The sequence below is a fragment of the Streptomyces sp. NPDC107517 genome, assembly GCF_055582645.1.
Genome location: NZ_JBVJPM010000010.1, coordinates 207,646 through 225,974, shown reverse-complemented (window position 1 = coordinate 225,974; position 18,329 = coordinate 207,646). Strand labels below are relative to the sequence as shown.

General features: G+C 71.6%; 14 protein-coding genes. 2 read left to right on the top strand and 12 right to left on the bottom strand.

Features of this window, described 5'->3' with window-relative positions; all coding sequences use genetic code 11:
- Positions 1-54 precede the first annotated feature (54 nt).
- The 9 genes from ACZ67T_RS23870 to ACZ67T_RS23830 all read right to left on the bottom strand — a co-directional run bounded on the left by ACZ67T_RS23870 (position 55) and on the right by ACZ67T_RS23830 (position 12,155).
- Positions 55-939, bottom strand: a complete 885-nt coding sequence (locus ACZ67T_RS23870; RefSeq protein ID WP_469986809.1) for an ABC transporter substrate-binding protein — start codon at positions 937-939, stop codon at positions 55-57.
- 143 nt (positions 940-1,082) lie between these two features.
- Complete coding sequence (locus ACZ67T_RS23865; RefSeq protein ID WP_469986662.1) at positions 1,083-3,056, bottom strand: ABC transporter permease; 1,974 nt, start codon at positions 3,054-3,056, stop codon at positions 1,083-1,085.
- Positions 3,056-4,249 (bottom strand): quaternary amine ABC transporter ATP-binding protein, encoded by a 1,194-nt coding sequence (locus ACZ67T_RS23860; protein ID WP_469986661.1) that lies wholly within the window; start codon positions 4,247-4,249, stop codon positions 3,056-3,058. The genes ACZ67T_RS23865 and ACZ67T_RS23860 overlap by 1 nt, the downstream gene beginning before the upstream one ends.
- Positions 4,249-5,787, bottom strand: a complete 1,539-nt coding sequence (locus ACZ67T_RS23855; RefSeq protein WP_469986659.1) for a GMC family oxidoreductase — start codon at positions 5,785-5,787, stop codon at positions 4,249-4,251. The genes ACZ67T_RS23860 and ACZ67T_RS23855 overlap by 1 nt, the downstream gene beginning before the upstream one ends.
- Positions 5,788-5,889: 102 nt before the next feature.
- Positions 5,890-7,434 (bottom strand): aldehyde dehydrogenase family protein, encoded by a 1,545-nt coding sequence (locus ACZ67T_RS23850; protein ID WP_469986657.1) that lies wholly within the window; start codon positions 7,432-7,434, stop codon positions 5,890-5,892.
- Between the two features lie 294 nt (positions 7,435-7,728).
- Positions 7,729-8,721 (bottom strand): malate dehydrogenase, encoded by a 993-nt coding sequence (locus ACZ67T_RS23845; protein ID WP_469986656.1) that lies wholly within the window; start codon positions 8,719-8,721, stop codon positions 7,729-7,731.
- A 351-nt stretch (positions 8,722-9,072) separates the two neighbouring features.
- Positions 9,073-10,209 carry an XRE family transcriptional regulator gene (locus ACZ67T_RS23840; protein WP_469986654.1) on the bottom strand — a complete coding sequence of 379 codons (1,137 nt, stop codon included), beginning with the start codon at positions 10,207-10,209 and terminating at the stop codon, positions 9,073-9,075.
- Positions 10,210-10,834: 625 nt separating this feature from the next.
- Positions 10,835-11,254 carry a DUF3017 domain-containing protein gene (locus ACZ67T_RS23835; protein WP_469986807.1) on the bottom strand — a complete coding sequence of 140 codons (420 nt, stop codon included), beginning with the start codon at positions 11,252-11,254 and terminating at the stop codon, positions 10,835-10,837.
- Between the two features lie 37 nt (positions 11,255-11,291).
- Positions 11,292-12,155: a bifunctional methylenetetrahydrofolate dehydrogenase/methenyltetrahydrofolate cyclohydrolase gene (locus tag ACZ67T_RS23830; protein WP_469986653.1), complete on the bottom strand. Its 864-nt coding sequence runs from the start codon at positions 12,153-12,155 to the stop codon at positions 11,292-11,294.
- A 236-nt stretch (positions 12,156-12,391) separates the two neighbouring features.
- Here ACZ67T_RS23830 and ACZ67T_RS23825 point away from each other — a divergent pair, with 236 nt between their 5' ends.
- The gene (locus ACZ67T_RS23825) at positions 12,392-13,009 is read left to right on the top strand and encodes a hypothetical protein (RefSeq protein ID WP_469986651.1); all 618 of its coding nucleotides are present in this window, start codon (positions 12,392-12,394) and stop codon (positions 13,007-13,009) included.
- A 248-nt stretch (positions 13,010-13,257) separates the two neighbouring features.
- Here the strand turns inward: ACZ67T_RS23825 and purH are convergent, their stop codons facing one another.
- Complete coding sequence (purH, locus tag ACZ67T_RS23820; protein WP_469986649.1) at positions 13,258-14,820, bottom strand: bifunctional phosphoribosylaminoimidazolecarboxamide formyltransferase/IMP cyclohydrolase; 1,563 nt, start codon at positions 14,818-14,820, stop codon at positions 13,258-13,260.
- Positions 14,817-15,431, bottom strand: a complete 615-nt coding sequence (purN, locus tag ACZ67T_RS23815; protein ID WP_469986648.1) for a phosphoribosylglycinamide formyltransferase — start codon at positions 15,429-15,431, stop codon at positions 14,817-14,819. Before purN ends, purH begins: the two co-directional genes overlap by 4 nt.
- Positions 15,432-15,694: 263 nt before the next feature.
- Between purN and ACZ67T_RS23810 the strand changes: the two genes are divergently transcribed.
- Entirely contained in the window at positions 15,695-16,519 is an 825-nt protein-coding gene (locus ACZ67T_RS23810) for a hypothetical protein (protein ID WP_469986646.1), read from the top strand.
- Here the strand turns inward: ACZ67T_RS23810 and ACZ67T_RS23805 are convergent.
- Positions 16,516-18,303, bottom strand: coding sequence for a cell division protein PerM (locus tag ACZ67T_RS23805; RefSeq protein ID WP_469986805.1), 1,788 nt, complete (start codon positions 18,301-18,303; stop codon positions 16,516-16,518). The two genes, ACZ67T_RS23810 and ACZ67T_RS23805, sit on opposite strands and share 4 nt — an antisense overlap.
- Positions 18,304-18,329 lie beyond the last annotated feature (26 nt).

The window sequence follows — 18,329 nt, the reverse complement described above, 5'->3', positions numbered from 1 at the left end:
GGTGCCCCCGTCAGGAGAGGCACCCGGCACGCGCGCGGGGTAGGGGCCCGACGGCTACTTCGGGAGCCAGGACCGCCAAGTCGACTCGTGCTCGTCGATCCACTTCTTCGCCGCCTCGTCCGGCGACAGCTTCTGATCGGCGATGAGCAGAGAGACCTCGTTCTGGTCCTCGGTCGTCCACTTGAAGTTCTTCAGGAAGGCCGCCGCCTTGCCGCCGCTCTTCGAGAAGTCCGCGTTGAGGTACTTCTGCAGCGGCGTCTTCGGATAGGCGCAGGCCACCTTCTTCGGGTCGGCGTCGCAGCCCTCCTTGTACGCGGGCAGCTTCACCTCCGTCATCGGCACCTTCTTGAACAGCCACTGCGGCTGGTACCAGTACGTCAGGAACGGCTTCTTGGCCTTGGCGAACTGCTTGATCTGGGTGATCTGAGCCGCCTCGGAACCGGAGAACACGACCTGGTACTTCAGCTTCAGGTTGTTGACCAGCGCCTTGTCGTTGGTGACGTACGACGGAGAGCCGTCGAGGAGCTGGCCCTTGCCGCCGCTCTCGGCGGTGCGCAGCTGGGACGCGTACTTGTTGAGGTTCTTCCAGTCGGTGACGTCCGGGTGCTGCTTGGCGAAGTACGTGGGGACGAACCAGCCGATGTGTCCGGTGACGCCGAGGTCGCCGCCGTTCACGATCGTCTTCTTGTCCTTGACGTACCGCTGCTCCTGGTCGGGGTGGCCCCAGTCCTCCATGATCGCGTCGACGCGGCCCTGGCTGAGCGCGTCCCACGCGGGGACCTCGTCGACCTGGACGGTGTCGACGCGGTAGCCGAGCTCGTGCTCGAGCAGGTACTGGGCCACCGCGATGTTGGCCTGCGCGCCGACCCAGGACTGGACCGACAGGGTCACCGTCTTCGCGCCCTGGGCGTTGGCGTACGGGGAGGACTGCTTGGTCATGTCGGCGGCGCCGCAACCGGTCGCCACCAGGAGGGTGCCCGCGGCCGCGAGCCCCACGGTCGTCCTGCGTGCCCGCACGGGGCGCAACGTGGTCGTCCTGCGTGCCCGCACCGGGCGGAAAGATCGAAGTGTTCGCATCGCGGTCACGCTCCCTTCTTCGCGCGGCGTTCGGTCGGCTGGGTGACCCGGTCGAGCATGAGGCCGAGACACACGATCGCCGCGCCCGCGACGAGCCCGGTCGCCAGGTCGCCCTGGGCGAGACCGAACACGACCTCGTAGCCGAGCGCGCCACCACCCACCAGACCGCCGATGATCACGACGGCGAGGACGAGGACGACACCCTGGTTCACGGCCAGGAGCAGCGCGGGCCGGGCCAGCGGCAGCTGGACCTGGCGCAGTTGCTGCCCGCTCGTCGCGCCCATCGACCGGGCCGACTCCATGGCGGCTCCGTCGACCTGGCGCAGTCCCTGCGTGGTGATGCGGACGACGGCCGGCAGCGCGTAGACGACGGCGGCGGCGACCGCGGGGGCGCGGCCGACGCCGAACAGCGCGACCACCGGGATCAGATACACGAACTGCGGCATCGTCTGGAAGACGTCGAGCACGGGCCTGAGCACGCGTTCGAGCCGCTCGCTGCGTGCGGCCGCGATCCCGACCGCGAAGCCGACGACGAGCGTCACGGCGACGGCCGCGAGCACCTGCGACAGCGTGTCGAGGGAGGGCTTCCACACACCGAGGACGCCGATGGCGGCCATGGCGAGCACGGCCGTCACGGCGGTGCGCCAGGTGCCGATCAGCCAGGCCAGCGCGGCGACGATGAGGAGCACGGACCACCAGGGCAGCCACTGCAGCCCGTCGCGGACCGGGTCGAGGACCCAGGTGGTGAAGTGCCCGGCCCAGTCGGCGGTTCCGCCGATGTAGGGGACACCGGAGTAGAGGTGGTCGGTCATCCAGTCGACGACGTTGTTGACCGGGTCCGCGATGTTCACGGTCCAGGTGTCGGGCCAGTCGATCCGGTCCGCGAGGCGGGCCACGAGGGCGACGGCCACCGTGAGAACGGCGGCGACGACCCAGCCGTACAGGCCGTGCAGGCGGCGGCCGTCGGGTTCGGCGGCGCCGAGGCGCGCTCCCGCCGCGGCCGTCGTACGGTCCAGGATCACGGCGAGCAGCACGATCGGGATGCCGGCCGCGAGGGCCGCGCCGACGTCCACGGAGGCCAGTGCCTGGTACACGCGGTCGCCGAGGCCTCCCGCGCCGATCACCGACGCGATGACGGCCATCGAGAGCGCCATCATGATCGTCTGGTTGAGCCCGAGGAGGAGTTGCTTGCGGGCGAGCGGGATCCGGGCCGTCAGGAGCCGCTGCCGCGCGGTCGCGCCGAGCGAGGCGACGGCCTCCATCACGCCGCTGTCGGCGCCGCGCAGGCCGAGCGCCGTCAGACGGGCCATCGGCGGGGCGGCGTAGACGACGGTCGCGAGGACGGCCGCGGGCACACCGATGCCGAACACGAGAACGACCGGCAGCAGATACGCGTACGCGGGAAAGACCTGCATCGTGTCGAGGACGGGCCGCAGCGCACGGTACGTGCGGTCGGAGAGTCCGGCCGCGAGTCCGAGGACCATGCCGAGCGCTACCGAGGCGAGAACCGCAACGATCATCAGCGCGAGGGTCTGCATGGTCGGCACCCACATGCCGAACGCGCCGCACACGAGGAGGGCTGCGACGGCGGCCACCGCGAGCTTCAGGCCCGCGACGCGCCAGGCGATGAGCCCGGCCGCGGCGGTGACGCCGGCCCAGCCGGCCGCGAGGAGCACCAGGTACGCGCCGCGCACGCTCAGGACGACGGCGTTGCTGATGTGGCCGAAGAAGTAAAGGAACAGCGGGTGGCTGTCCCGGTTGTCGATGATCCAGTCACTGGTCCTGCCCAGTGGTCCGGTCAGGTCGACGGTGAGCGCGTGCGGCCAACTGCCGCTCGCCCACCTGGCGTTCACGATCGGTACGAGGACGGCCGCGACGACGGCGAGCAGGAGGAGCTTGCCGAGGGCACGGTTGCGCACCAGCGCGCCGAAGCGCGGGGTGTCCGCCGTGGGGGCGGTGGTGGTACTGGCTGCAGCCATCAGGCGACCCCCTCGCCCGGCGGCGTGACGGGCGCGGGCGCGTCGGCCACGGCCGCATCGGAACCGGCACCGGAGGCGCCGCCCGAGTCAGCCCCGGCCACCCCTTCGTCTTCGCGGCCCCCCGTCTCCGTCCCCGCCACCACACCCAGCAGCCGCGCATGGTCCACGACCCCCAGGCACCGCCCCTCGTCCATGACCCGCACCGCGAAACCGGTCCTGGCGACCGCCTCGATCGCCTCCGACACGGTCGCGCCGGGCGCGATGGCGGGGCCGCGATCCTGCTCGTCGGCGTCGGCGGGCCGCATCGCGCGGCGCACGGTCATGACCTGCTCGCGCGGCACGTCCCGCACGAACTCGCGTACGTAGTCGTCGGCGGGCGAACCCACGATCTCCTCGGGCGTGCCCAGCTGCACGATCCGGCCGTCGCGCATCAGCGCGATCCGGTCGCCGAGCCGCAGCGCCTCGTTGAGGTCGTGCGTGATGAAGACCATGGTCCGGCCCTCCTCGCGGTGGAGCCGGATGACCTCCTCCTGCATGTCGCGGCGGATCAGCGGGTCGAGGGCGCTGAACGGCTCGTCGAACAGCAGCACTTCGGGATCGGCCGCGAGGGCGCGCGCGAGCCCGACACGCTGCTGCTGACCGCCGGACAGCTGCCCGGGCCGCCGCTGCTCAAGGCCGTCGAGGCCGACCTTCGCGACGACCTCCGCCGCCCTGGCGCGCCGCTCGGCGCGGCCCACGCCCTGGATCTCCAGGCCGTACGCGACGTTGTCGAGCACGGTGCGGTGCGGAAGGAGCCCGAAGTGCTGGAAGACCATGGCGGCGCGGTGCCGGCGCAGTTCGCGCAGGCGCCCCTTGTCCATGCCGAGGACGTCCTCGCCGTCGATGGATATGCCGCCGGAGGTCGGCTCGATGAGCCGGGTCAGGCAGCGTACGAGGGTGGACTTGCCGGAGCCGGAGAGGCCCATGACGACGAAGACCTCGCCCTTGCGCACATCGAAGCTGACGTCGCGCACGGCGGCGGTGCACCCGGTGCGGGCGCGCAGCTCGGCGGCGCTCAGGCCGGCCAGCTCCGCGTCGCCCGGCACCCGGTCGGCCTTCGGCCCGAAGACCTTCCACAGGTTGTTCACGGAGAACACCGGCGATCCCGCCTGCGCGTCCGCCACCTCAGCGTTCGACATCGTGTTCGTACTCATCACGCATCACCACCCAGCAGCTCGGCACACTTCTCCCCGACCATGAGCACCCCGATCATCGGGTTCACCGCCGGCATCGTCGGGAAGACGGACGCATCGGCAATGCGGATCGCTTCCAGGCCCCGAATCCTCAACTCCGGGTCCACCACGGCGAGTTCATCATTCTTCGCACCCATGCGACAGGTCCCCGCGGGGTGGTAGACGGTGTGCGCGACCTTGCGCGCGTACTCGCCGAGCTCCTCGTCGCCCACGACGTCAGGCCCCGGGCACACCTCGCGCTTGAGCCAGCCGGCGAGCGGCTCGGTCTTCGCGATCTCCCGCGCGATCCTGATTCCGTCGACCAGCGTGCGGCCGTCGTAGTCGTCCTCGTCCGTGAAGTAGCGGAAGTCGAGGGCGGGCTTCTCAGCCGGGTCCGCGCTGGTCAGGTAGAGGCGCCCGCGGCTGCGCGGCTTGGGGATGTTCGGCGTCATCGACACCCCGTGCTCCGGCCTGACGTAGCCGAGGCGCTCCGGGTTGTCGGTGAACGGGATCTGGTAGAAGTGGAACATCAGGTCCGGCCCGCTCGCCTCCGGATCACGCTGCACGAAGAGGCCCGCGTCGCTGTCCATCGCGGAGTTGTCGGGGATCGGCCCGTCCGTCTCCCACACGATCACGGACTCGGGGTGGTCGAGCAGGTTCTCGCCGACGCCCGGCAGGTCGTGCAGGACCGGAATCCCGAGCTTCTCCAGGTCGGCCTTCGGCCCGATGCCGGAGTGCATGAGCAGCCGGGGCGTGTCGACCGCGCCGGCGCACACGACGACCTCGTGCCGCGCCTCGACGAGCAGCTCCTCGCCGTCCTTCGTCCGTACGTGGACACCGCGCGCCCGCGTGCCGTCCATCTCCAGCCGGTACGCCCAGGTCTCCAGGAGGAGCGTCAGGTTGGGCCGGTCACCGGCCTCCATGTGCGGGTGCAGATAGGCGACGGAGGCGCTGGAGCGCTTGTTGTTCTCCGGGTGGTACGCGAGGTCGAAGAAGCCGACGCCGTCCTTGAACGGCGCCTTGTTGAAGCCGTCCACGCGCGGCACGCCCGTGGCGGCCTGCGCGGCGTCGACGAAGTCGCGGGCGATCGCGTTCCGGTCCTTCTCGTCGACCGCCACGATGTTGTTGCGCAGCTTGCCGAAGTACGGGTCCATCGCCTTGTGGTCCCAGCCCTCGGCGCCCGCCGCCGCCCACTCGTCCCAGTCGCCGGGCAGCGGCTTGAACGAGATGAGCGTGTTGTGCGACGAGCAGCCGCCGAGCACCTTGGCGCGGCTGTGCAGGATGTGCGAGTTGCCGCGCGGCTGCTCGGTGGTGGTGTAGCCGTAGTCGAGGTCGCCGCCGAGGAGGCCGAGCCAGCGGCGCAGGGTCAGGACGTCGTCGCGGTCGATGTCGCTCGGGCCGCCCTCGATGACGGCGACGGTGACGTCGAGGTTCTGGGTCAGCCGGGACGCTATGACGGACCCGGCGGTGCCGCCGCCGACGACGACGTAGTCGTACGTGTTCACGGACTTCTCAGGCATACGTCAACTCCAAGGTTCTGCGCGTAATGGGCAGTGCGAAGTGCGGTCGGCCGGCCCAGCGCGGAAGAAACGGGTGGTCAGCCCGGTGCGAGGGGCGGGTGGTCAGCCCGCGAACCAGCGCACGGGCTTCGGCGCCAGGTTCTGGTAGACGTGCTTGGTCTCGCGGTACTCGGCGAGCCCCGCGGGGCCCAGCTCGCGGCCGATCCCGCTCTTGCCGAAGCCGCCCCACTCCGCCTGCGGGAGGTAGGGGTGGAAGTCGTTGATCCAGATCGTGCCGTGGCGAAGGCGTCCCGCGACGCGCCGCGCGCGGCCCGCGTCGGCGGTCCAGACGGCGCCCGCGAGCCCGTACTCGGTGTCGTTGGCGAGCGCGACGGCCTCGTCCTCGGTGCGGAACGTCTCGACCGTCAGGACAGGTCCGAAGACCTCCTCGCGGACGACGCGCATCTCGCGGTGGCACTGGTCGAGGACGGTGGGCTCGTAGAAGTACCCGTCGGCGGGCCGTACGTCGCTGGGCTCGGGCCGCTTGCCGCCGCTGCGCAGGACTGCGCCCTCGGCGAGGGCCGACGCCACGTACGACTCGGTCTTGTCGCGCTGCTGCGCGGAGACGAGGGGGCCGCACTCGACGCCGTCCTCGGTGCCGCGGCCGAGCCTGATCCTCTCGGCGCGGCGGGCGAGTTCGGCGACGAAGCGCTCGCGCACCGACTCCTCGACGATGAGCCGGGCACCGGCGGAGCAGACCTGTCCGCTGTGGATGAACGCGGCGTTCAGCGCCTGGTCGACGGCGGTGTCGAAGCCTTCCTCGGTCTCGCAGGAGTCGGCGAAGACGACGTTCGGGTTCTTGCCGCCCAGTTCGAGGGCGATCTTCTTCACGTCGGCGGCCGCGGCCTGCGCGACCTTCGTACCGCTGATCAGGCCGCCGGTGAAGGAGACGAGGTCGACGTCCGGGTGCTCGGCGAGCCGGGCGCCCACGGTGTGGCCCGGCCCGGTCACGATGTTCGCGACGCCCGCGGGAAGGCCGGCCTCCGCCAGGAGCTCGATGAGGACCACGGTCGTCAGAGGCGTGATCTCACTGGGCTTGATGACGAAGGTGTTTCCGGCGGCGAGGGCCGGGGCGACCTTCCAACTGGCCTGGAGAAGCGGGTAGTTCCACGGGGTGATCAGGGAGCAGACGCCGACGGGCTCGTGCACGACGACGCTGTGGATCTCGTCGGACCCGGCGTCGACGACGCGTCCGCCGCCCTCTGAGACGACCAGATCGGCGAAGTACCGGAAGGCGTCGGCGACACAGTCGACGTCGACGCGCCCCTCCTCGACGGTCTTGCCCGCGTCGCGGCTCTCGAGCAGACCGATCTTCTCCCGGTCGCGTACGAGAAGATCGGCGACGCGGCGCAGCAGCGCGGCGCGCTCGGCGACGGGCGTCGCCGGCCAGGGTCCCTCGTCGAAGGCGCGGCGCGCGGCGGCCACCGCGGCGTCCGCGTCCTGCGTGCCACCCTCGGCGATCAGTGCGAACGGCTGGGCATCCGCCGGGTCGAGAATCTCGCGCGTGGCCCCGGAAGCGGCACTGCGCCACTCTCCGTCCACAAAAATGCTCTGGTTTTCAGACACGTCCCGTTTTGCCTTCCGTTCCCGAACAGTCCCCCTGAACATCGCGGAACTCCCTTTTCACGGAGAGCCTGCGACGTCGGAACCCCCTGCCCCTGGGATCGGAAAGCATGCACAACCCGTGGCCGAAAGTGGTCCGCGTCACGGCATACAGGGTGAGTAAGCCCGAAATATCACCACCGGCCTCGCTACTCGGGGTACATGCCCCATGCAAACATGCTCTGTACAGACAAGCCCCGCACAAACACCGCGCCCCCGCCTGTCCGGATCGACCGGACGGACGGGGGCGCGGGTGAAGCCGCGTGGCAGGTGACTACGGGCGCCTGCGGGACGCGTGGATCAGATGAGGCCGAGCTCGCGGACCGCGGCGCGCTCCTCCTCGAGCTCCTTCACCGACGCGTCGATGCGGGCGCGGGAGAACTCGTTGATGTCCAGACCCTGGACGATCTCGTACTTGCCGTCCTTGGTGGTGACGGGGAAGGAGGAGATCAGGCCCTCCGGGACGCCGTAGGAGCCGTCCGACGGGATACCCATGGAGGTCCAGTCGCCCTCGGCGGTGCCGTTGACCCACGTGTGAACGTGGTCGATCGCGGCGTTCGCGGCCGAGGCGGCCGAGGACGCGCCACGGGCCTCGATGATCGCGGCGCCGCGCTTGGCGACGGTCGGGATGAAGCTGTCGGCCAGCCACTGCTCGTCGCCGCCGATGGCCTCGATGGCCGGCTTGCCCGCGACGGACGCCTGGAAGATGTCCGGGTACTGGGTGGCGGAGTGGTTGCCCCAGATGGTGAGGCGCTTGATGTCCGCGACCGTCGTGCCGGTCTTCTTCGCGAGCTGCGTGAGCGCGCGGTTGTGGTCCAGACGCGTCATGGCCGTGAAGCGGTCGGCCGGTACGTCCGGGGCGGCGGCCTGCGCGATGAGCGCGTTCGTGTTGGCCGGGTTGCCGACGACGAGGACCTTGATGTCGTCCGCGGCGTTGTCGTTGATCGCCTTGCCCTGCGGCTTGAAGATGCCGCCGTTGGCGGAGAGCAGGTCGCCGCGCTCCATGCCCTTGGTGCGAGGGCGGGCGCCGACGAGGAGGGCGACGTTGGCGCCGTCGAACGCGACGTTCGGGTCGTCCGAGATCTCGATGTTCTGCAGCAGCGGGAAGGCGCAGTCGTCGAGCTCCATGGCGGTGCCCTCGGCGGCCTTGAGCGCCGGGGTGATCTCCAGGAGGCGCAGGTTGACCGGCACGTCCGCGCCGAGCAGCTGGCCGGAGGCGATGCGGAAGAGCAGTGCGTAGCCGATCTGGCCGGCTGCGCCGGTGACGGTGACGTTCACGGGAGTGCGGGTCATGGCGTTCTCCGTATGACAGCAGGGCTTTTTTTGATCGATCTCTCGGCATCAAGAGATCCGCCCGTCAGGCTATCGCGCCCGGGACCCCCCGCACCTCCGGGTGCATGTGGCCCGCCCCACAGAACACTCGCTCCCCTCGACCGGAACAGGTGACGCGGAGCGAGAGGTGACGCAACGGCAGGCGGCCGCCTGCTCGGGAGAGGTGGGCAGACGGCCGCCTGTGGGGGGCGCCACTTGGTGACTGCTCCCGTGGGGGTACTGCTCCGCCTGCCCCGGTCCGGGGCAGGCATGCCCCCGTCGCGCAATGAATTCCGCGGCACCTCCGCCCACGGTCCTGCGCTGCGCCCGTCCCTACTGGGTGCAGCCCTGCCGGCCCGCCTTCAGCGTCGCGCAGGCCTTCGCCTCGCTCGCCTTCGTGACGGCCACCATCGGGGTGTACGCGTCGAAGTCCGCGTCGACCGTGCCCTTCTGCACACCGGTGGTGCCGGCCTGCTGGATCCGGACCTCGTCACCCGGCGCCGCCTGCGTGATGCGCGCCCACGCGGCCCCGCACGTCTTGCTGTAGCGGACCTCGATCCTGGCCTGGCCGACGAGCACCGAGTCCGTGGTCCGCGCGAACTCGCCGCCGCAGCCCATCGCCTCGGGGTCCTTGCCGGTGCAGTCCTTGCCGCTGCACTGAACTCCCGCGGGCAGTTCGGGGGCGCTGCTGGTCGGCGTGGCCTCCGGCTTCGCGTCGTCGTCCTTGCCGCCCTTGCCCGCGTCCGTGAGGTACACGGCCGCGGCGATGACGACGAGCACGCCCACGAGGCCCGCGAGGAACATCGTCAGCCGGCGCTTGCGCCGCTGCCGGTCCGGCGAACCGCCGCCCGTCCCCGGCTGCCCGGCCGGTCCGCCACCCCCGCCCGCGTAGGCCCCCGCCCCGCTCGCGTACGGACCGCTGTCCCCGGCGCGCTCCCCCGGACGGAATCCCTGGCCCCTCTCACTCCCGTACGGCACCGAGTCCGCCAGGGGAGCCTGCCCCTGTGGCGGCACGGTCGGCGCGACGCCCGCGGGCCCCGCGACGCCGGTCGCGCCGCCGCCGGACGGCCTGGCCGCCGTCCTGCTGCCGCCGCCCGCGCCCCCGCTGCCGTTCTTCGTGGCCGTCGGCCCGAACTCCCCGAGCGCCGCGCGCGCCTGGGAGATCCGTATCGCCTCCATCGTCATGTCGTGACGCATCTCGGAGCGGCTCCAGGCGCGCTCCGCGAGCTCCCACATGGTGGTCAGATGGACCGGATTGGTGCCCGTCACCTCGGCCAGGGTCACGATCGCGCGCTTCGGCGCGAGCAGCCGGCCGTTCAGATACCGCTCCCAGGACGTCTTGCTGTACCCGGTGCGGTCCGCGACCGCGGCGATGCTCAGACCGCTGCGGTCGACGAGCCTGCGGAGCTGGCTTGCGAACTCCCTGACCTGCGGGTCGAGTTCATCCGGTAGCGCCCTCCAACGAGGCATTGCTTCCCCCCTATTCCCCCCGTACGTGCCCTGATCCCCCGCGCCGCACCGCACCCCTCGCGCCGCCCTCGGCCGGCCTTGGCTTCACCGGCCCACTCTGGCTACCCAGTGGGATGCGCGAAGCCAGGATGTCAGTTCCGAAGGTGGGGGCGCACGGGGGCGTTCGACGGCGTTCGGCCCACCGGCGCGCACCGTTGCACGACCGGAGGCCCACGGTCCAGTGTCCCACCGGGCTTCCCCACCCCCTCGCGGAACCCGAACGCCCCAGCTCAGCGCCTGGGTCGCCCCGGACCGTCCCGATTGCCCACGTTAGCCCCGCTGTTGAGGCAGCTGACGGTACATCCGCGAACTTGTCGACACATCAACACACTTCGGCACAGGAGGAATGACGCATTACGGGAAGCGCCCGGCAGACCGATCGTTGCCGTCCTCGCACACCGTGGCGGAATGGTCACTTCCGTGCCACAGCGGCCCGCTCGGCCTTGAAGCCCACCTGACGCGTCCATGACCCTGATGACCACGGCAGGGAGATCTCCTCGGAAGGACCCCGGCCCCGAAGAACGGCGGCGCCCGTCCTCCCTCGGGGGAGAGGACGGGCGCCGCCTTTGCGCGCACGCTGCGGGCGTCAGCTGATCGTGAAGTGCAGCGTGTCGTTCAGGAACGGGATGACCAGCCAGGGGTTCGGCTGCACCATCAGCGCGAGCAGCACGATGACGACACCCAGGAACCCGTACGTCACCATGTCGGTGAACCGGGAGCGCACCGCGAGCATGCCCACGGACGGGAGCGTCCAGCGCAGCACCGCACCGCCGATCAGGGCGACGCCGATGAGCAGCGTCCCGACGCGGAACGCGTCGAACGCGGTGAGCAGCAGTCCGACGCCCACCAGCGAGATCACCGCGAGGATCGGCCACTGGCGCGCCGGGGCCGGGGCGTCACCCGGCGCCGCGCGGCCGCCGCCCTCGGGGCGCGCGGTGTCCCTGGTGAAGAGCGGGAACCGGCGCGAGGCGCGCCGCGGCTCCCCTTCGGCGCCCGGAGCCGTCACCGCACCCTCGGCGCCTTCCGGGGTGCCGGTGCCGGCGTCAGCCGACACCGTTCGCGTTCCGTTCGGCGGCCTCGACGACGTTCACGAGGAGCTGGGCACGGGTCATGGGCCCGACGCCACCCGGGTTCGGGGAGATCCACCCGGCGACCTCGGTGACGCCCGGGTGCACATCGCCGACGATCTTGCCGTTCTCGTCGCGCGAGACACCGACGTCGAGCACGGCGGCGCCCGGCTTGATGTCCTCGGGCTTGATCAGGTGCGGGACGCCCGCGGCGGCCACGACGATGTCGGCGCGCTTGAGGTGGGCGGCCAGGTCACGGGTGCCGGTGTGGCACTGGGTGACCGTCGCGTTCTCGGACTTGCGGGTGAGCAGCAGCGGCATCGGGCGGCCGATGGTGACGCCGCGGCCGACGACCACGACCTCCGCGCCGTTGATCTCCACGCCGTGCTCGCGCAGGAGCGTGATGATGCCGAAGGGCGTGCAGGGCAGCGGCGCCGGCTCGTTCAGGACCAGGCGGCCGAGGTTCATCGGGTGCAGGCCGTCCGCGTCCTTGGCCGGGTCCATCAGCTCCAGGATGCGGTTCTCGTCGATGCCCTTGGGCAGCGGGAGCTGGACGATGTAGCCGGTGCAGGCGGGGTCCTCGTTGAGCTCGCGGACGACCTCCTCGATCTCCTCCTGCGTGGCGGTGGCCGGCAGGTGGCGCTGGATGGAGGCGATGCCGACCTGGGCGCAGTCCCGGTGCTTGCCCGCGACGTACTTCTGGCTGCCCGGGTCCTCACCGACCAGGACGGTGCCGAGGCCGGGCGTGACGCCCTTCTCCCTCAGGGCCGCCACGCGGGCGGACAGATCGGACTTGATCGTGGCTGCGGTGGCCTTGCCATCGAGAATCTGGGCGGTCATGCCCCCATCTTCGCGGATGGGACCGCCCCGGTTCCAATCCGGGCGTCCCAGCTTGATCACCGTTGTTGCACTTCCACAACGCATACGGAATGCGGCTGGACAAATAAGCCGCACCTAAAGAACCATGAGCGGCAACAGTGCCGCGGGCAGTACCGGGGGGACGACCGCTCTGTTCAGAACTTTCCTCCGCTTGGTGCCGCGCGTTGTCCCCGCACTAGGCAACGGAGGAAAAAGCCATGAGTTTCGGCGACCCGAACAACCCCTACGGTCCGCCGCAGGGTCAGCAGCCCGGCTACCCGCCCCAGGCTCCCCAGGGCCAGCCCGGCTACGGGTACCCGCAGGGCCCGCCCCCGCAGCAGCCCGGCTACGGCTACCCGCAGGGCCAGCCCGCGTACCCCGGCTTCCCCGGCGGCAATGCCATGCCGATGGAGATGCCCGGCCTGATGAAGACCGCGCGCGTGCTCCTGTTCATCCTCGCCGGCTTCCAGCTCCTCTTCGGCATCATCGCGGGCATCGCGATCGGCGCGGCCCAGGACGTGTCCAACGGCGTCGGGTCCGGTGACGCCACGGACACGCTGGCCGGGCTCGGCTTCCTCATCGCGGCCCTCATGGTGGCCCTCGGCGCCCTGTCGATCTTCCTGGGCGTCAAGTTCAAGAACGGCGGAAGCGGCATCCGCATCACGACGATCGTCTACGCGTCGCTGATGATCATCGGTGGTCTCGTCAACACCATCAACGGTGGCGGCGGCTCGGCGACCTTCGGCGGACTCATCTCGCTCGCCATCGCCGGCATCATCCTCGGCTCCATGGTGAACAGCGCCGCGTCCACCTGGTTCAACCGCCCGCGCTACTGATCGAGTTCACGTCGAAGCGGGGGTTTCCCACCCTGCACCCGTAAGACCCGTAAGACCCGTAAGGGCCGCTCTCTCCCGTCACAAGGGGAGCGCGGCCCTTCGCGGTGACGGCAGCGTGCGCTGGATGTCGACGGCCTACGGGTCGGCCGGGCTCCGCAGGGCTGACAGCCGGAGCGCCACGGGGAACGGCCGCGGGCCGTGCCTTCCCAGAGGAAGGCACGGCCCGCGGCCGTGTGCGAGGGGTCCGCTCAGTGGAAGAAGTGGCGCGTGCCGGTGAGGTACATCGTCACGCCCGCCTTCTTCGCGGCCTCGATGACCTGCTCGTCACGGATGGAGCCGCCGGGCTGGACGATCGCCTTCACACCGGCGTCGATCAGGATCTGCGGCCCGTCCGGGAACGGGAAGAACGCGTCCGACGCGGCGAAGGAGCCACGTGCCCGCTCCGCGCCCGCGCGCTCCACGGCCAGCTTGCAGGAGTCGACGCGGTTGACCTGGCCCATGCCGACGCCGACCGAGGCGCCGTCCTTGGCCAGCAGAATCGCGTTGCTCTTCACCGCGCGGCACGCCTTCCAGGCGAACGCCAGCTCGTCGAGCTCGCCCGGGGACAGCGCGTCACCCGTCGCGAGGGTCCAGCTCGCCGGGTTGTCGCCGTCGGCCTGGACACGGTCGGTGACCTGGAGGAGCGCGCCGCCGTCGATCTGCTTCGTCTCGACGGTCGCCGACGGGCCCTGGTGGGCGCGCAGCACGCGGATGTTCTTCTTCTTGGTGAGGGCCTCGAGCGCGCCGTCCTCGTACTCGGGCGCGACGATGACCTCGGTGAAGATCTCCGCGACCTGCTCGGCCATCTCCTTCGTCACCGGCCGGTTGACGGCGATGACGCCGCCGAACGCGGACATCGGGTCACAGGCGTGCGCCTTGCGGTGCGCCTCGGCGACGCTCGACGCGACCGCGATGCCGCACGGGTTGGCGTGCTTGATGATCGCGACGCACGGGTCGTCGTGGTCGTACGCGGCACGGCGCGCGGCGTCCGTGTCCGTGTAGTTGTTGTACGACATCTCCTTGCCGTGCAGCTGCTCGGCCTCCGCGAGACCACCGGTGCCGTCGACGTAGAGGGCGGCGGCCTGGTGCGGGTTCTCGCCGTAGCGCAGGACGTTCTTGCGCCCGTACGCCGCGCCGAGGAACTCGGGGAGACCGCTGTCGTCGGCGGCCGCGTAGCCGTCGGCGAACCAGGACGCGACCGCGACGTCGTACGCCGCCGTGTGCTGGAAGGCCTCGCCGGCGAGGCGCTTGCGGGCGGTCAGGTCGAAGCCGCCGGCGCGAACGGCCGAGAGGACGTCGGCGTACCGGGCGGGGCTGGTGACGACGGCCACCGACGGGTGGTTCTTGGCTGCGGCGCGCACCATCGAGGGGCCACCGATGTCGATCTGCTCGACGCACTCGTCGGGAGTGGCGCCCGAGGCGACGGTCTCCTTGAAGGGGTACAGGTTCACGACGACGAGCTGGAAGGGCTCCACGCCGAGCTCGTCGAGCTGGCGCCGGTGGTCCTCCAGGCGCAGGTCGGCGAGGATGCCCGCGTGGATCTTCGGGTGCAGAGTCTTGACGCGCCCGTCGAGGCACTCGGGGAAGCCCGTGAGCTCCTCGACCTTGGTGACGGGCACCCCGGCGGCGGCGATCTTCGCAGCGGTCGAGCCGGTCGACACCAGCTCCACACCCGCCTCGTGCAGCCCGCGCGCGAGGTCTTCCAGACCGGTCTTGTCGTAGACGCTGACGAGCGCCCGGCGAATGGGCCGCTTGTTGCTCTCGGCGGTCACTGGATAACTACCTTTCGTCCCTCAATGCGATAGCCGTTGCGGGCCAGACGCCCCACGACATCGACGAGCAGCCTGCGCTCGACTTCCTTGATGCGCTCGTGCAGAGCGCTCGCGTCGTCCTCGTCCCGGACCTCGACCACGCCCTGGGCGATGATCGGGCCGGTGTCGACGCCGTCGTCGACGAAGTGGACGGTGCATCCGGTGACCTTGGCGCCGTACGCGAGCGCGTCGCGGACACCGTGGGCTCCGGGAAAACTGGGGAGCAGGGCGGGATGCGTGTTCACGAACCGCCCGCCGAACCGGGCGAGGAACTCCTTGCCCACGATCTTCATGAACCCGGCCGAGACCACGAGGTCCGGCTCGTACGCCGCCGTGGCCTCGGTGAGCGCCCGGTCCCACTCCTCGCGGGTGGCGAAGTCCTTCACCCGGCAGACGAAGGTGGGCAGCCCGGCGCGCTCGGCGCGCTCGAGCCCGGCGATGGAGTCACGGTCGGCGCCGACGGCCACGATCTCGGCGCCGTAACCCTCCGCGCCCTCGGCCGCGAGGGCGTCGAGCAGAGCCTGCAGATTCGTGCCTGATCCGGAGACCAGCACGACGAGCCGCTTGGCCACAGCGAGGGCCTTTCTCGGGAGTGCGTTTGTAGGGTCGCACAAAGGCTTCGTGGTTCCCGATACGGGGAACTCTACGAAGCGGTCGACCGTCAGCAACGATACCGGCACATGGAGCGGCCCCCACGGGACGGGGGCGCGGCCGGAAGGTAGCGTCTGTGGCGGATTCGCCACCGAAGGAACGCCGCCCGCTTGCGGGACGTTCACTTCAGAACGGGCTCGCCCGCAGCCGCGCCACGATCGATCTAGGGGAAGACGCACACCTGATGCCGGACCGAAGCCTCCGCCTGCCGCTGCTGCCCGCCGGCTCGACCCTGTTGCGCGAAGGCCGTCCCACGCCTCCTCCGCCCCAGGACACACCGCCCGACTCCGCCGATTCCTCCAAGCCGTCCAAGCTTTCCAAGCCGTCCAAGTCGTCCAAGCCCTCCCAGGACGACAACCCGTTCGCGCCGCCGCCGGAGGGCTCGCCCGACCGCCCGTGGCAGCCGCGCCGCCCCGAGGGCGGTCAGGACGGCCAGGGCGACGGGTCGGGCGGGGACCGGAACCCGTGGGGCGGTCAGTGGAGCGACCGGCAGCCGGGCCGCTCCCAGGGCGGCCGCTTCGGCGACCGTCCCGGCCAGGGCGGCGGCCCTGGCGGTCAGGGCGGCCCCGAAGGCCCTCAGGGGCCCGGTTCCGGCATGCGCTGGGACCCGACGGACCCGGCCCAGCGCCGCGCTCGCTACGCACTGCTCTCCGGCATGTGGGGCTTCTTCTTCGCCCTGTTCAGCTGGCCTTACGTGGCTCTGCTGCTCGGCGCGCTCGCCCTGTACTGGGGCATCACCGCCCTGCGCGCCAAGCCCCGCACGCCGAACCCGGACGACCCGGCGCCCACCGGCCCCGCGGCCGGTTCGAGACCGCAGACCACGGCGGCCGTGAGCGGCCTGGTCACCGGCTCCCTCGCCCTGGCCCTGGTCGCCGCCACGTTCACGGCCCAGCTGGTCTACAGCGACTACTACACGTGCGTGAACGACGCGCTGACCAGCGCGTCCCAGAAGGCGTGCAACGAAAAGCTCCCGAAGGAACTGCGCACTCTGCTCGGCACGCGCGACTAGGGAGTGTCCGGCGGGCGGGGCTCTTCGGGAGGCGCGCCCGGGGCCCTGTTCGCGCCCGCCTCCGGTTCCGTGTCCCTGCTCGCGTCGGACGCCTCCTTGAGCGCTGCCCAGCGCGCTTCCCTAGTGGACTCGCCCGGCCAGGCGTCGCCCACCCGGACGGGCCCGCCCGGGAAGGGGTCCACGGAGAAGGGGTCGGCGGAGAACGGGTCCACGGGGAAGAAGTCGTACGGCTCGAGCGCGGCGTCGCCCGACGGGGCCTGCCCGGCCTGCGCCGCCCCCTCCCGGCGCCGTCGCGGCAGCCAGTTCCTCGGCGACGGGATCCGGGGGCGCCTCCACCACGACGGGGCCCGCTCCTCGAGGGATTCCCCGGCCCGCGCCTGCGCCTCGGCTCGCTCCTCGGCCCGCGCCTCGGCTCGCTCCTCAGCCGATTTCCCGGCCCGCTCCACAGACGGTTTCCCGGCCCGTTCCGCGCCCGTTTGGCCGACCCGCTCATCGCGCGGCACTCTGACCCGCCACGCCCGCAGCCCCACCGTCACCGGCACCCCCACCAGCGCCGTCCACCCCGCCGCCGCGAGCCCGGTCAGCCACCCCACGGGCCCGAACTCCGCGAGCCCCGCGACGCCCATCGGACCACCGGCCGCCGCCGCGAGCCCCGCGAAGGCCAGCCCGCACAGCACCGCCGCGACGCCCGCCGCCATCGCCGTACGCCCTCGCGACCACGCCTCGTCCCGCTCCCCGTGCCGGGGCGCCGCCGCCCCCGCCACGAACCACGCCATCGTCAGCCCGGCCGCGACCGGCACCGCCCCCGCCGACCAGCCGAGCGTCGACCCGGGGCCCGACTCCGGCACCGCCGCGAGCAGCGGGAAGGCGGGCAGCAGCGGCCCCGACGACACCCCGAGCGGACCGGCCACGCTCCCCCCGCCGAGCGCGAAGCCGGGACCGAGCGCGTACGCGGCGCCCCACACCGCCGCGTTCGGCACCAGCGCGGCGGCCAGCAGCAGCACCGCGGCCCGTCCCGACCACACGTCCGTGAGCTGCTCGAACGAATGCCGCACCGCCTCGCCGTGCCACACCGTCGACGCCGCCACGACCAGCGCGCCGCCCGCCACGAGCGTGAGCGCCCCGGCGGCCGCGGCCCGCGCGGCGACCGGCAGCAGACGTCGTCCGAGCACCTCGCGCTCGCCGTCCTGGACGGCGTCGCGACGATGGCGCAGGAGCGCGGGCCACGGGATGCGCGGACGGCCGTGGGCCGTCCAGACACCGGCGCCCGCGGCGGCAACGGCGACGACCGTCAGATGCGCGGTGACGCTCGGCCAGGACGGCCGCAGCTCACCGCCCGACGCGTAGAACGCTGCGCCGCCGCCCACCAGCAGATACCCCGTCACGACCCCGCACCACGCGGTCCGCCAGGCCGTCTGCGGCGCTTCCCCGTCGTCGGCGCCCTCCACCGCGTCGCGCGCCGCGCGGTGCACCAGCCACACCGGAATCACCAGAAGGAGCAGTGGCGAGACGCCGATCGGCGCCGGGGTCCCCGAGAGCGTGTCCGTCCTGACGACCTCGGCGCCGTGCGCGAGCAGCCACAGCGCGGCGGCGGCGTGCAGGGCCCCGCCGGGACCGCTGTCCGGGTAGGGCGAGCTGATCCACAGCACCATGACGAGCACGGCGGACGAGCCGAGTCCGAGGCCGGCCGCGACGACCCCGCCGAGCAGGCAGGCGGCGGGCCCCGGGGAGCGGTCACGCACGCGGGAGAGCAGGAGCGGCAACGACAGGCCACGGTCGGTCATTTGGGTCACGCGGCCATGCTCCCAAC

Excerpts from the sequence above, each read along its gene's own strand:
- ACZ67T_RS23825 (WP_469986651.1), top strand. The coding sequence starts at position 12,392 with ATGAGTTTCGGCGACCCGAACAACCCCTACGGTCCGCCGCAGGGTCAG.
- ACZ67T_RS23840 (WP_469986654.1), bottom strand. The coding sequence starts at position 10,209 with ATGCCTCGTTGGAGGGCGCTACCGGATGAACTCGACCCGCAGGTCAGG.
- ACZ67T_RS23850 (WP_469986657.1), bottom strand. The coding sequence starts at position 7,434 with ATGTTCAGGGGGACTGTTCGGGAACGGAAGGCAAAACGGGACGTGTCT.
- ACZ67T_RS23845 (WP_469986656.1), bottom strand. The coding sequence starts at position 8,721 with ATGACCCGCACTCCCGTGAACGTCACCGTCACCGGCGCAGCCGGCCAG.
- ACZ67T_RS23870 (WP_469986809.1), bottom strand. The coding sequence starts at position 939 with ATGACCAAGCAGTCCTCCCCGTACGCCAACGCCCAGGGCGCGAAGACG.
- ACZ67T_RS23810 (WP_469986646.1), top strand. The coding sequence starts at position 15,695 with ATGCCGGACCGAAGCCTCCGCCTGCCGCTGCTGCCCGCCGGCTCGACC.
- ACZ67T_RS23855 (WP_469986659.1), bottom strand. The coding sequence starts at position 5,787 with ATGCCTGAGAAGTCCGTGAACACGTACGACTACGTCGTCGTCGGCGGC.
- ACZ67T_RS23830 (WP_469986653.1), bottom strand. The coding sequence starts at position 12,155 with ATGACCGCCCAGATTCTCGATGGCAAGGCCACCGCAGCCACGATCAAG.
- ACZ67T_RS23865 (WP_469986662.1), bottom strand. The coding sequence starts at position 3,056 with ATGGCTGCAGCCAGTACCACCACCGCCCCCACGGCGGACACCCCGCGC.
- ACZ67T_RS23860 (WP_469986661.1), bottom strand. The coding sequence starts at position 4,249 with ATGAGTACGAACACGATGTCGAACGCTGAGGTGGCGGACGCGCAGGCG.
- ACZ67T_RS23805 (WP_469986805.1), bottom strand. The coding sequence starts at position 18,303 with ATGACCGACCGTGGCCTGTCGTTGCCGCTCCTGCTCTCCCGCGTGCGT.